Source organism: Sphingobacterium sp. DR205 (assembly GCF_011064245.1).
GTDB classification, from domain to species: Bacteria; Bacteroidota; Bacteroidia; order Sphingobacteriales; family Sphingobacteriaceae; genus Sphingobacterium; species Sphingobacterium athyrii.
The window spans coordinates 2,082,052-2,096,292 of record NZ_CP049333.1; the positions used below are offsets into that span (position 1 = coordinate 2,082,052).

8 protein-coding genes are annotated in these 14,241 nt (G+C 40.7%); 6 read left to right on the forward strand and 2 right to left on the reverse strand.

Annotated features, from left to right (window positions below):
* Window positions 1-190: 190 nt before the first annotated feature.
* Both G6053_RS08680 and G6053_RS08685 read right to left on the reverse strand, forming a co-directional pair.
* Window positions 191-886 (reverse strand): type 1 glutamine amidotransferase domain-containing protein, encoded by a 696-nt coding sequence (locus G6053_RS08680; RefSeq protein WP_108632460.1) that lies wholly within the window; start codon window positions 884-886, stop codon window positions 191-193.
* Between the two features lie 115 nt (window positions 887-1,001).
* Window positions 1,002-1,577, reverse strand: a complete 576-nt coding sequence (locus G6053_RS08685) for a Crp/Fnr family transcriptional regulator (RefSeq protein ID WP_165306199.1) — start codon at window positions 1,575-1,577, stop codon at window positions 1,002-1,004.
* 883 nt (window positions 1,578-2,460) lie between these two features.
* Between G6053_RS08685 and G6053_RS08690 the strand changes: the two genes are divergently transcribed.
* The 6 genes from G6053_RS08690 (at window position 2,461) to G6053_RS08715 (ending at window position 14,215) form a co-directional block, all read left to right on the forward strand.
* Entirely contained in the window at window positions 2,461-5,634 is a 3,174-nt protein-coding gene (locus tag G6053_RS08690) for a SusC/RagA family TonB-linked outer membrane protein (protein WP_165306200.1), read from the forward strand.
* A gap of 25 nt (window positions 5,635-5,659) precedes the next feature.
* Window positions 5,660-7,525, forward strand: coding sequence for a RagB/SusD family nutrient uptake outer membrane protein (locus G6053_RS08695; protein ID WP_165306201.1), 1,866 nt, complete (start codon window positions 5,660-5,662; stop codon window positions 7,523-7,525).
* A 241-nt stretch (window positions 7,526-7,766) separates the two neighbouring features.
* Window positions 7,767-9,770, forward strand: coding sequence for a DUF5054 domain-containing protein (locus G6053_RS08700; RefSeq protein ID WP_165306202.1), 2,004 nt, complete (start codon window positions 7,767-7,769; stop codon window positions 9,768-9,770).
* Between the two features lie 159 nt (window positions 9,771-9,929).
* The gene (locus G6053_RS08705; protein WP_165306203.1) at window positions 9,930-12,341 is read left to right on the forward strand and encodes a hypothetical protein; all 2,412 of its coding nucleotides are present in this window, start codon (window positions 9,930-9,932) and stop codon (window positions 12,339-12,341) included.
* Window positions 12,342-12,465: 124 nt separating this feature from the next.
* Window positions 12,466-13,044 carry an RNA polymerase sigma-70 factor gene (locus G6053_RS08710; RefSeq protein WP_165306204.1) on the forward strand — a complete coding sequence of 193 codons (579 nt, stop codon included), beginning with the start codon at window positions 12,466-12,468 and terminating at the stop codon, window positions 13,042-13,044.
* Between the two features lie 73 nt (window positions 13,045-13,117).
* A complete protein-coding gene (locus G6053_RS08715) occupies window positions 13,118-14,215 on the forward strand; it encodes a FecR domain-containing protein (RefSeq protein WP_165306205.1) in 1,098 nt (365 codons plus the stop codon).
* The last annotated feature ends 26 nt before the right edge of the window (window positions 14,216-14,241 follow it).

The following is a 14,241-nucleotide window of genomic DNA, read 5'->3' on the forward strand; positions in this document are numbered from 1 at the left end:
TTTCAGGAACTGGAAACCAAACTAATTAAATAATGATATAAGTCATTCGGAGAAAGTTAACAAAAATCCCATTTTTATCGTTCTCAATATATAAAAATGGGATTTTATTCTGGTGTTATTGGCATCGTTTATTACCTAGCGTATCGTTGTCTATTTCAGAACGGAAAGCACTATTTTAATTGATAGCGCCTTATTGTTCCAGCAGAGCCAATAGTTCCCTTGCAGTCTCTTCCGACGAGCCGGGATTTTGACCGGTGATCAGCTTACCGTCTTTGATCACATGACTGCTCCAATCTGCACCTTTACTGTATTTTCCGCCAAGCTTGACCAGTTCATCCTCAACCAGGAAAGGGACGACGTTTGTCAATTGTACAGCTTCTTCTTCGGAATTGGAAAAGCCTGTCACCCTCTTACCCTGTACCAGTGGACTACCATCGGTATTCTTAACAAATCGAAAAACACCTGGCGCGTGGCATACAGCGGCTACAGGTTTATTGTGTTTCCAGAATGATTCAATCAATGCAATAGAAGTCTTGTCATTTGCAAGGTCCCAGAGCGGGCCATGGCCCCCTGGATAGAAAATTGCGTCGTAATCTTGCTCATCCACCGCTGTTAGGACAATGCTGTTTGCCAGTTTGTTCTGAAGTTCCATATCTGCATCAAAACGTTTTGTTGCTGCTGTCTGAAAATCAGGCATCGCGCTTTTGGGATCAATAGGTGGCTGTCCACCCTTGGGTGAAGCAATTGTGATAGTAACTCCTGCGTCGGCCATAACATAGTAGGGAGCTGCAAACTCTTCCACCCAAAAACCTGTTTTAGCTCCTGTATCTCCCAGTTGGTCATGTGAAGTCAAAACGACCAATACCTTTAAGTTCTCTTTTTTCATCTTTAAAAAATTTAATTGTTTAAATGATAACACAAAATAGGGCATAATTCATTAGACCCCTATGTGATGTACATCACATTTTAAAGAATGGTTTGTTTTGGTGATATAGATCACATTATTTACTGTGATAGAGCCGGCTGAGCGTCTCACGGGAAACCCCAAGATAGGCTGCAATCAAATGTTTTGGAACAAGATTGTATAATTCCGGATATTGCAGCATCAATTCCTCATAACGGCTACGGGCATCATTGTTGAGTAGGGATAGAATTCGCTTTTGTAAACCGATATACCCCTTATTCGAACGCCATCGTAAAAATGTCTCCACTTCATGGATTTCCTTGCATACACGTTCACGGTCCTCAGCAAGTAGACAAAGCGTATCTGCATCGCTCACACAATCTAGGTTGACAGTTGCTTTCATATAGTTGTGTAAGGCATTATAATCGGATGCCCACCAAGTTTGTGTGGCAAACTGTAGAATATGCATTTTTTGTTCAGCATTGACAACAAAAGTTTTTAGGCAGCCATTGAGGACAAAATATTCGCATTCCACCGTATCGCCAATATTGATAATCGATTGTTTCTTTTTAAAGGATACCGGTTTGAAAAAAGAAAAGAAATAATCAAATTGTTCATCATCTAAATGGACGGTTTTATTGATATGTTGCCTGAGAATTTCGCGACCGGTCATAGCTTACAGTTATTTAATGGACTAAAATTAAGCAAAATCTCCTAATCTCAGAGCCGTGTATCTTCTTTTGGGAGCGCCTATATATTTTTGATTATTCACTGGATAGGAAGGATGGAATAGCGTCGTAGTATACGTCTTATTACCAAGTTAATACCATTTTCGAAATTAAAAATGAAATAACGCTACTTTTATACTGTACTAATAGGGAGTTAACAGGGAATTACCCCTGCTAAACCCCTGTTAACCCCCTGTTATATCCCCGTAATTACGATGTTACTATCGGATTTGGGATTAATTAGGCTCGAGCTTGTGTACTGGATAAAGAAGATTATGTTGTTTGTCTAAATCAATGTTTAACCGGTTTAGCTGAAGTTGAAAATCTATTTTTTTTACTTTTTATTTTGTTTATACAAAGTTTTTTTCTACTTTAGTGTTGCCCATCACGGGCACTTTTCATAAAATAGGTTAATAATATGGCTAAAACACCCGGAGTACCCCATGCTATCGGGTGTTTTTTTTTGTTAAGATTTTTATTTTCTGTATCCATTCCGTGTAAGTCCTTTTTGTTTTTTAAATAATTTTAAAAGATGACTTTCGTCATTGAGCTGTAATTCATGGACGATTTTTCCGAGGCGCATACTACATATGACGCTGATAAGTTTGACTAACAGCTCATTTACATTTCTAATTTTAACGCCCTTTACAGGATACTGTGAAGGGCGTTAATTTTTTTCATAAGTCTATCTGAAAGTGAAATAGCGAAGTAAAAAAACATAGATGTTTGCTAAGATTAGCGTGGTTTGGCTGAAATATTCGGCTTTTATTTGTTGTTAACGGATGTATTAATAAAATATACCTCTGAAAAACCAAAAAACTAGAAATTATGAAAGAAATTTTAAAAATGCACCTTAGGGTGCTCGGAATTGTCTTCATGTTATTGCTGTCCCATCATGTTTTTTCACAGATTAAGATATCGGGTACGGTCATGGACTCGGAGAAAAAAGTTCCGTTGGCAGGAGTTACAGTTGTTGTTGTAGGGGCACAGGGAAATTCCGCGCTCACTTCCGTACAGACCGATGCTGTGGGTAAATTTACAATTACAGCGAATGAAGGAGTAAACCTAAAAGCAACTATGATCGGTTATAACCCCATAACCGTTGTTGCAAAACGAGGTGTACTTATAGCGATGGTTTCCTCCACTGTCGCATTGGATGAAACTGTGGTGGTCGGTTACACCACACAAAAGAAAGGCCTTCTGGCTGGGTCCGTTGCATCCGTTAAATTTAAGGAAGCGGATATTGAGATCCCCACGACTTCTGTCGGAAATCTATTGGCAGGTAGAATGCCGGGGTTGTATGTCTCCACGCCCAGCGGTGTGCCCGGAGCTCAGCCCAATATCCGCATACGAACTGCTAGTTCATGGAATGCATCTCCCACGCTGTACGTTATTGATGGAAAGGTGACTATTGATGCTGCGGAATTTAATAATTTAAGTCCCAATGAAATCGAAGAAGTGTCTATCTTAAAAGATGCGGCCACTACCGCTGCTTATGGAGCTAGAGCCGGGGCAGGTGTTGTCCTGGTTACGACCAAACGTGGTAAGGCGGGAAAAGTTGCCATAAACTATTCTGTGAATACAGGGCGGGATGTCCGCGGGAAAAACATGGAGTTAACGAGTATCATGGAATGGGGGCAGATTCAAAACAGAATCTGGGGCGAAGCCGGTGGCCCGGCCAATACACCTTGGACAGAAACCGCAAAAGCGTATTTTAAAGACCGGGATTTTGGAGGAGGAAAGGGCTACGGCTTTGATCACTTAAAAGCTGTATATGTAAATCCTTCCATCACCACGCATAACTTAAGTGCATCGGGAGGAACCGATAAACTTCAATATTTTATTGGGGCTTCTTATGTTAATCAGGAGACTTTTATTAAAAACACCAATGAAAAAAAATATAATGTTCGAACCAATATAACGGCTAATCTAACAAAAAACGTTTCGGTTTTTGCAGGGCTGAGCTTAAACAATAATAAATTTAATTCACCCGAAGGGGATTGGACGGGTGACATGTTTCCCAAACTTCTTCTATGGCAACCTTACATGCCTTCTTTTACCGCGACAGGCTTACCTGTAGATTATTTTTGGATATCCAATAAATCCGGTGAGGCTCAGGGGCTATCGGGATATAATAAGTCGGAGGGACTTAAGTCTGTTGTAAACTTAAGCTTAACCTACAAAATGCCATTTTTAGAAGGTTTAAGTGCGAAGGTTGGTTACATCAAAACCTTTAACAATAGCAATCAGAAAATATATTCCCACCCGTTTACGTATTATCAGCTAGCCCAGATAGAACCCGTAGTTTGGGATTTAAATAATATTGTGGGAGAACGTCTCACTTATCATACCCCCGGTATTCAAAAATTAGCTGCCTGGAATCAGGAGGATCAAATAAACTTACAGCTAAACTTTGAAAGGGATTTTGGTCAACATCATGTCAATGCGGCATTGGTGTACGAACGTCAGGAAAGAAGTTATGATGGTATTGATGCGAAGATAAATGGTTTTCCGATCTATATGACTGACCAATGGTGGGCATCCACTGGAGGTTCGGGGGTCGTAGGTGGTACCGCCACAAAAAGTATTAATAATAGCTATGGTTTTCTGCCAACAGTGGGACGTAAATCCTATATCGGACAATTTGCTTATGACTATGCAGACAAATATGTTGCCACCTTTACTTATCGTTATGATGGCTCTGCCAATTTTCCCAAAGATAAACGATGGGGCTTTTTCCCTTCGGTTTCCGCGGCTTGGGTCATCTCTAAGGAAAACTTTTTTAAAAATGTCAATGGAATAGAGTCGCTAAAGGTCAGAGCTTCAGTCGGATTGACCGGAAATGACTTCGTTGCGATAAATCCAAACGGGGCAAAAGATGATGCAAATGCCAAACGCTGGCAATATGAAGACAAGTATGTGACTGGTAACAATGTGATTTTCGGTGAAACGCCCACACTCAATCCGGGTATACAATATGATGTTCTTCCAAATGCAAATATTACCTGGGAGAAATATCTGAATAAAAATTTTGGTGTTGATATCAGTTTCCTGAAACATTTTAATGCGACAGCAGAATATTGGGAAACACGTACCTATGATATTTTAAGCACACGGATCCAATCGACACCACCGACGTTCAGTCGTCCTTTACCTTCAGTCAATTATGGAGAAATGAAAGCGAATGGTATTGATCTTAGTGTAAACTATATGAATAGAACCGGTGATTTAAACTATAATATTGGCCTTAATTTTACATATGGTAATTCTTGGTATACGATACGAGATTTAAATATCACCTATGATTATCAGAATTTAATCGGGAATGGCCGTTCTGCCAATATGATCACTGGATATGAGGTTGACCGTATGCTCAGAAATCAAGCTGATGTAGATGCATTGTTGGCGGCTCATCCGGGCTATAATTTTAAAGGTAACGCACCTAAACCCGGACAATTTGCGTACAAAGATTTTAACGGCGACAATACCATTAATGAGAATGATATCACAGTATTGAATAAGAGCAACAATCCTAAAGTGCTGGGGTTAAACATTAGTGCGGATTGGAAAGGTCTAAGTATCACTGCTAATTTCAATGGTTCGCTCGGTTATAAAAAGTCTTTCAATAATTTAAGTGGTGGTGTAGAGTGGAATCGGATGTGGCGCCCTTGGGCAAATGAATCCTGGAGTCCGGAGAATACCGATGCATGGTTACCTTACCGTTACAGCGCAAACGATGAGGTCGCTCAGGTGAACACGAGTGGCAGTAATTTCTGGCTGGCAGATGCAAGTTTTGTACGCTTGAAGTTTTTGAACATTGCTTATAATCTTCCTCAAAGGTGGTATAAAAAATATGCGAACAACATTCGCTTCTATGTATCGGGATCCAACCTTTTTGTGATCAGCAAATTCAATAAAAAATTCTATGATCCAGAGATGGATGCTGGTACATCTTTCCCTATCGTTAAATCATTTAATGCTGGTGTCAGCTTAACGTTCTAAATTTTAACCTTAAAAGGAAATCAAAATGAAATATCTAAATCAATTTAAAACGGTTCTTTATCTTGTCCTAATTGTTGCTGTGGGCGGTTCATCGTGTACAAAAGGATTGGATTATGAAAATACCGGAGCAATAAATCCAAAAAATGTCTGGACAGATTCTGTTCTGATTAAAGCATATTTAAATGATGTTTATGGTGGCCTTATGCCCGGATGGCAGCTTGGAAGTGGAGTAAATGCGGATGAAGGTATTAATGGCTCGGGGGGGAATTTGGGCAGTTTTCAGCAGGGTATTGTTGACGTGGCAACCAATTTTACCAATTTAGACTATACCTATATCGATAAGGCCAATTATTTTATGGACCAACTGGTAGACGTACCGGAGTCGGTAATCAGTACAACGACAAAAAATAGATTGGTCGGTGAAGCAAAATTTTGGCGCGCATGGAAATACTGGGATATGGTCCGTTCCATAGGCGGCGTCCCTTTAATCTTGCATACACAAAATGGGAGTGACATTAATTCATTGAAGGTGCCCCGGAGTAAAACTTCAGAGTGTATCGCACAGATCATAAAAGATCTGGATGAATCCGCTTCAGTTTTACCGCCCAATTACAGCGGGGTGGATTATGGCAGGATAAACCGTGCCGCGGCATTGGGACTTAAAGCACGGGTCTTGTTATGGTACGCCAGCCCATTATTTAATGCAACAAATGACCAGGCACGCTGGACAAATGCATATAACGCAGCCAAAGCCGCTGTGCAGGCTGCGGATGCTGGAGGATTTGGGCTCTTTGAGAACTATCGGTTGATCTGGTATTCGCGCAATAAAGAACAGATTATGACACGACAATATTATTATCCCGATAGCTACATGAATTTTGCACCGATTAGGCCTATTGCATTTACCAACGGCAGTACAAACAATGATCAGCCGATATTGCCTTTATTGATCGCCTATCCCAAACGTGATGGTAGCCCGATACAGTTTGACCAGGATCAATTGTCTAATCCAGCATATAACAAACAGTTTTTGACGGATTTCTATACGAATCGTGATGACCGGTTCTATGCAACAATTTGGTGTGGTGGTACGGTATACCCAACACCCGATGTGAATGTAATTGGCATGACAGCACCCCGATCACGCACTTATTGGCAAGCCTGGACCTGGAAGGACACGGCAACCCCGAGTACAGTACTTCCTGCTAGGGATAATAGTTTGTTTTCAGGGATTTCTCCACTGATTCAAAATGGCGATGAAAATGGTGTAACTGGATTTTTTCAACGTAAAGGTTTGGATACACTCTTGGATAGAAATGCGCTAGTAGGCGTTGCGGCCAATGCGAAAAGCTGGTTTTCACCAATGCGTTATGCCGAACTGTTGCTAAATCTGGCTGAATCTGCAAATGAGACGGGACGAAGCGGAGAAGCATTAAATGCTTTATATGCCATTCGTAAACGCGCAGGGATTGCTCCGGGAACAGCGACAAATTATGGTGTTACAGCAACTGGGCAGGTAGATATTCGCCAGGCAATTATGAATGAGCGTCAGGTGGAACTTGCTTTTGAGGGATTTAGATATAATGATTTGAGAAGATGGAAACGTTATGATATCTTAAATACGCAAGGTACCAGAAAAGGTTTATTATTGATACTGAATAAAGGCCAGGCACTGCCGGGTAATACCGATAATATTATGAATGCTGCGGTAAGAACCAAGTTTTCTGCTGTTGTCATAGAAAACTTGGATAAAACTGCTTCTGCGAATCAATTTTATAAACTTAGCCTTAAACATTGGTTTAACTCGTTGAACCCGGCACAGATTTCTATCGAACCAGATCAGCTACCTCAGAACAAAGAGTGGGGCGGAACCTTTGACCCCTTGCAGTAATGAATTGAGCGTAAAAGCATTCTTTTTAATTATCTGCTTGGCTGGACTTTAATATAATAAAGTAATCTTGTCAACAAAAAAGGCTTGTACAAACGATCATGTACAGGCCTTTTTTATGAGCCGTTGGTGATGTTATTTCCGATTTTTCATTCAATCTTACTTTTCTATTTAGGGATATATCCTTTTCAATCGTCTTAACAGAAAATAACGATACTTGATAAAGATAAACCTCATATTATCCATGAAACGCAGAAGTCTATATCCCTGTTTCCTTTTTGTATTTATGTCATTTGCTGGATATGCACAGACAAAACAGGATGATGTAGAGAAAGTGCACTTGATCTTCAAAACTCATCTTGATATTGGATTTACTGAACTCAGTTCGGTCGTCGAGCAACGTTATATCGATGAATTTATTCCGAAAGCCATTGCGGTTTCTGAGGAATTAAGACGTTCAGGAGCCAAAGAACGTTATATCTGGACAACAGGTTCCTGGTTGATTGCTACTTATCTGGCACAGGCGAGTCCGGAAAATAAAGCGAAATTGGAAGCAGCTATCCGTCGTGGTGATATTGTATGGAATGCCATTCCTTACACTGTGGAATCTGAATCACTGAATAAAGCCCTGTTTGGAACAATGCTGCAGTTATCAAAAAAGCTGGATCGTCAATTTGGTAAGCAGACCAAAGCAGCAAAGATGACTGACGTTCCAGGTCACACCAGAGGTATTGTTCCTTTGCTGCAAGAAAATGGAATCGATTTCTTGCAGGTTGGGGTGAATCCGGCGAGCAAGGTTCCCAATGTTCCGGCCTTATGTCGCTGGAAAAGTCCCGACGGCAGTGAGGTGATGTTGATGTACCAAAAGGACTATGGTAGTGATATGATACTACCTGATGGAAAGACCGCTATAGTCATCGCTTTTACTGGGGATAATCATGGCCCACATACGGTACAGCAAGTAAAGGAAATTTATGCATCCATAGGGAAACGTTATCCGAATGCCCAGCTACAAGCTTCTACCCTAAGTGATGTGGCTGAAGCATTAAGGCCCATGAAAAATAAGCTCCCTGAGATGGCGCAAGAAATAGGTGACACCTGGATACATGGCTTCGGAAGCTCGCCTTTGATGATGAACCGTTTTCGGGCATTATCCAGATGTTATGAAAAATGGGTTATAGATGGCCGTATAAATCCGGCCAGTGAAACTGCTATTCACTTTGCTATTAATCTGGGACTTGTGGCTGAACATACTTGGGGGTTGGATGTGAAAACTCATTTGCAGCACTGGGATAAGTATCGATTTTCAGACTTTACACCAGCTTTAGCTTTACCGGAGTTCAAAAAGATAGAAGCATCTTGGGCCGAAAAGGAAGCCCATATTGAGCGGTCGCTGTCTTATCTTCCCAAAGATTTGCGGATAGAAGCTGAAGCTGTTTTACAGCAACTGGCCGTGGTTTCTAAGCCAGCATCAAAGGGAGTGGATGCATCTCAAAAATTTACCAAGGACGGCTCCTTCCTACTGGATCAAAAAGGTTTTCGTATGAAAATGGGGGAGCTGAGCTACCAGAGTTTTTCGACTAAGGAATTTGAACGTTTTATGGATTCCTATGTTACTCAAAAAGTGGACTGGGCTATTCGGGACTTTGGAAAACCGGGGCTGACTCCCGATATGTCCGAAAGTCGTACTTTGGTGGCATCGCTCCAAAAATCTGTCTATGATAAAGTAAAAAATAAAATAAATAATCGATTGATCTTAAGTTCTGTAGGTGGAATCGAACAGCAAGTTCTTCCTTCACAAATTTATAGTACTTATCTGGTCGATGAAAAAACAAATCATATTCAGTTGAGCTATACCTTGGTGGATAAACCCGCCAATCGGCTGCCAGAAGCATATTGGTTGAGCTTCTATCCAGATGACGTCTTAGATGTACTCGTTGAAAAATTAGGCCAACAGGTTCGTATACTGGATGTTGTGGAAGGTGGTAATCGGCAGATGCATGGATTGGATCGTTATGTCGAAATTGTTACTACAGCGGGGAAAATACGTATTCGAAGCGAAGATGCACTGTTGGTTGCTATTGGTGATCGTGATCTGCTCAATTATTCAACGCGCCAACCAGATATTAATGGCGGCTTACATTTTTGCCTATTTAATAATGTTTGGGGAACAAATTTTAGGATGTGGTTTGGTGGAACGGTAACTTACCGATTTGATCTTGAATTGATACCGCGGAAAGCAAAATAAAAAACCTAGAAGTTGACTGCAAAATAACAAGCGAGCGATTGTAAACAAATAGCATATTGCGATAGACAATCGGGGGCTAGAAAAAGCGAAGGAGCGAGCTCATAACCTCAGTTAAATAAACACGAATAAATAGTTGTTTACATACAAATAATAGATTATATGAAAAATATTACGTTTCTGGTTGTCCTATTGATCTCTGGTGTGGGATTTCCTGTATTGGCACAGGAGATAAAAACGAATTTAACACAAATACGCTTTGACCAACAAGGTTACTATAAGTCGATCAAAATAGATGGTAAGGAACTTCTTGAGGCCGGTAAATATCCGATCGTGTCGGTGTATAAAGATCAAAAAATCATACAACCAAAGGGGCTTAAGGTTAACGGGGATCGTTTTTCTTTGATGATGGAAGACGGTCAGGCCGTCGAACTGAAAGTTGGTCAGCATAAGGAAGCAATCACCTATGAGGTCTTAAAATTATCACCAGATTATAAGTTGCTGGTGTTTGGCCCTTTAAAAATTAAACTTCACGAGGTTGTAGGCGAAGTAGTGGGCGTCGCTCAAGGTGAAGACCTGGCTTTTGGTATGCAATCTTTACATGTTAAAACCGTTGCTGGCATTCCCGAAGATTATATTGGGAATTATAGTACAACTTTTGGTTACAAGGGAGCAAATAGTGATCTATCTGTTGCTAGTATTTCTTATGGACATTTTGCTGCTGTCGATGCTGGAAATGGAACTATATTTCAGTTGTCTTCCAAAAATCGGAGTGGGAGGGAATTTCAACAGGTGAAAGGGTTGAACAATATGATGACCTTGCCTGTTGAAGGTTCGGATGGATTAATCATTGGGGCTAAAGTGGCACTCTTTGGTGATAAACGCAACCAGATATTAACGCGGATCGGAAGAGTGGAGGTAGAGCAGGGCTTACCCCATCCGATGATCGCAGGGGAATGGGGCAAGGTGTCACGGGAGGCAATGCGATCTTATTTGATTACAAATTTTTCGGCGGCGAACCTGGACTTTGCGCTGGAAAAAACGAAACTCGCGGGATTTAAAAATATATACCATCCTGATCCCTTTCTTAATTGGGGACATTTCGAGTGGCGCAAAGAATTGAGTACAGAAGCTGATGTTGGCATGAAAAAATTGGTCGATAGGGCTGCACAGCGGGGAATCGATATTGGAATTCATACGTTGTCTAACTTTACGACAACGAATGATCCTTATGTTACACCAGTCCCCAGCAAGCATCTACTCAAACAGGGCGAATTGAAACTCATTGCGGCATTGGACGATAATCAGCAACAGATTATTGTTCAGAATAGTCAGCTTTTTTCTCTACCACTTTCACTTAATACGATACAGATTGGGGACGAATTGATTACCTATGGTAAGGTTGAGCAGAAAGGCGAACAATGGGTATTGACCAATTGTGTGCGGGGAGCTTTTGGTACCCAAAAAGCAAGCCATGGGATAGAGAAAAGTGTCTATAAATTATGGGATTATCCCTATAAGACTTTATTTCCGGATTTAACGCTTCAGGACGAATATGCCAAAAGACTGACCGCAATTTTCAATAAAACCGGTGTGAAACAGATTTCATTTGATGGTCTGGAGGGCTGCATGTATACCGGACAGGATTATTATGCATCGGGCAAATTTGTGTCGGATTTCTATCGGGGACTGGACAATAAAATGGATATCATCAATGACGCCAGTCGCCTCGACCATTATTTATGGCATGTCCATACCCGGATGAATTGGGGTGAGCCCTGGGGAGAAGAAATGCGTATGGGTCAGGTCGAAAACCGGATCAAGAACCAAGCTTATTTTTATCGGAACTTGTTCCCACGAATGTTGGGTTGGTTTTTGGTGCGGCTAGCGGATAGAAAGTTTGAAGCCACCTCTTTGGAAGATCTGGAATGGGCACTGTCTGAATCTGCAGGGTTTGATGCAGGCTATGCAATGAGTATCGATATGAAGACTCTACAGCAGCATGGACAGATCGATCAGCTATTGGAAAGCATGAAGAATTGGGATCAACTGCGACTTGCCGATGTTTTTACAGCTGAACAAAAATTGCGATTGAAGGATCCAAATACCGAATGGCATTTGGAAAAGATCAATGATACCCAATTTATGCTGTATCCATTATTTGTGTCCAAAAGATTTCATTGTGACCTCTCTTCGATGCAACCTGGACAACCGGGTGGAGCAGATTGGTCATGGGAGTCGCCAGAGGAAAGCACATTCGCTTTGCGAATTAAAGTGGAGGGCGATGGTGTGATCGAAAACCCTTCTATTAAAACTGAGAAAGGGATTGTCAAAATCCTGGGTAAACTAGAAAAGGATCAATACATCTTATTAGATCACAAGGGAAAAGCAACTTTGACGGATAAGAATTATCGTTTAATAGCTGCTTTATCTGTAGAGGGAACAGCCTCCTTGCCGAAAGGTGGTTCCGCAGTAGCATTTTCTTGTGACAACACAGGAGATGAAAAACCAGAGGTTATCATTAGATACAATACACGTATGAAAGGTGAATCATTGAATTTAGTTAAAAAGTAGGGGCTTGAATGCAAATAAGGTATAGGTGAGGGAAGGATTTTAAATGGCCAATATGAAAATTGATTTTGAAATGATCGTTTAGTTTGCTAAGATTGTGAGATAACCGACAAATTTCATTCGCAGCATGCGTAGATCTACCATTCCCGATAATGCTAAAGAAACTGTTCAACTGGACTTCTCAGCACTCTATCACGATTACTGGGAAAGCCTATTCAAACAAATCATGCGCATTCTTCTCGATGAGGATGAAGCTGCTGACGTAGTGCAACAAACTTTTTTGGATCTTCTTGAAATGAAAGAAAAGATTCCCGAAATCAAATCGGTCAAATCTTTTCTTTTTATCATGGGAAGGAACTTAGCTTTTAAAAAGCTGAGAAGAAAACTTGTAAGCGATACTTATCGTGAGTTTTATGCCAGTCAATATAAAGAAGCGTCTTCCTTGATTGAAGAATGGATTGTATTTAAAGAATTGGATGATCTGATCGAGAAAGAAATCGAGAAGCTACCCAATAAAATGAAAGAAATCTTTATTCTCAGCCGTCATTTCGAAATGTCTCATCTGGAGATCGCAAAAAAATTAAATATATCTGACAAAACGGTTAAAAAGCAGATTAGTAATGCATTGAAGATTATTCGTCTCAAGGTGGACAAAGAATACCAGCCTCTTCTTTTGGCTGTTTTATTGACAGATCTACTTTTTTAATTTTTTTCCTACTACCTAAAGCAAGTTCAAGGCTCTTTTCTATATAGACCTAAAAAATCTGACAGGAAAGATTATGAATAAAGATGAACAAATTAAAAAAGTTCTATCGGACTATGCGGCTGGACGTCTGTCTGTAAGAGAAACAAAAAAACTAGAGCACTTAATTCTAAAACATCCTCCGGGCGAACCTTGGGGTTGGAAAGATGGCGCCCACAGGGATTCCATGAAGGAGCGGATCAAAGCGGGGATTGAAGCGCAAGAGAAGACAAAAGCAAGAGTAAGGTGGATTAATATCCGTGTTGCAGTAACGATAGCGGCGGCGTTGGTTTGTTTCTTTATCTTCTTTTATCTTTATTTAACTCCGAACGCAGGTGGTACGTTTTATCCCGTTGCCCAAGCAAGAACCTATACGAGCGATAAAGTCTTAATGATTTTACCGAATGGAAAACAAATACAGTTACAGGATACGGCCTCTTTTGTGCATTTGAAGAATAATTTGGGATTGGAAGGCATAAATTCTCTTGCTTTAGAAAATAATATAACCTTGAAAGTTCCAGCTCAAAAACAGTTTAAGTTAACCCTAGAGGATGGAACGAACGTATGGCTGAATGCGGGATCTACCTTAGAATTTCCCATGACACTTGATAAACAGGCAACAAGAAAAGTGGTACTCGATGGCGAAGGTTACTTCGAAGTGGCTTCAGACAAGAAACATCCATTTCTTGTACTTGTCGGAGGAACGGAGGTCAAAGTCACGGGAACAAAATTCAATGTACATGCTTTCGATGGAGATCAGGTCGTCAAGACCTCGCTGATTGAAGGGATCGTAACTTTCTGTATGGATCATAAGGAGTACAAACTGGCTCCTGGTGTTGAGGTCCTCGCCGATACCAAAAGCAAAAAATTAACCCCTCAATCATTTGATCCCGATAAGCTACTGTCATGGAAAGAAGGGTATTTCGTATTTGATAGCATGGAACTTGTGGATATTATGAAGGCTGTATCTCGTTGGTATAATATATCTGTGGTTGCAAAGGCACCGATCAAGAATAAAAAAATAGGCGGAACATTTCCTAAAAATGTCCCATTGGTAGATTTTTTGAAAGATTTGACGCTCCTCAGTGGGGTTGAGTTTAAAATAAATGGAAAGGAGGTGCAGATTATAAACTAATACAATTCCCTATTTCGTAAATCGAT

Coding starts and splice junctions, on each gene's coding strand:
- G6053_RS08710 (WP_165306204.1), top strand. CDS start 12,466: ATGCGTAGATCTACCATTCCCGATAATGCTAAAGAAACTGTTCAACTG.
- G6053_RS08685 (WP_165306199.1), bottom strand. CDS start 1,577: ATGACCGGTCGCGAAATTCTCAGGCAACATATCAATAAAACCGTCCAT.
- G6053_RS08695 (WP_165306201.1), top strand. CDS start 5,660: ATGAAATATCTAAATCAATTTAAAACGGTTCTTTATCTTGTCCTAATT.
- G6053_RS08680 (WP_108632460.1), bottom strand. CDS start 886: ATGAAAAAAGAGAACTTAAAGGTATTGGTCGTTTTGACTTCACATGAC.
- G6053_RS08690 (WP_165306200.1), top strand. CDS start 2,461: ATGAAAGAAATTTTAAAAATGCACCTTAGGGTGCTCGGAATTGTCTTC.
- G6053_RS08715 (WP_165306205.1), top strand. CDS start 13,118: ATGAATAAAGATGAACAAATTAAAAAAGTTCTATCGGACTATGCGGCT.
- G6053_RS08705 (WP_165306203.1), top strand. CDS start 9,930: ATGAAAAATATTACGTTTCTGGTTGTCCTATTGATCTCTGGTGTGGGA.
- G6053_RS08700 (WP_165306202.1), top strand. CDS start 7,767: ATGAAACGCAGAAGTCTATATCCCTGTTTCCTTTTTGTATTTATGTCA.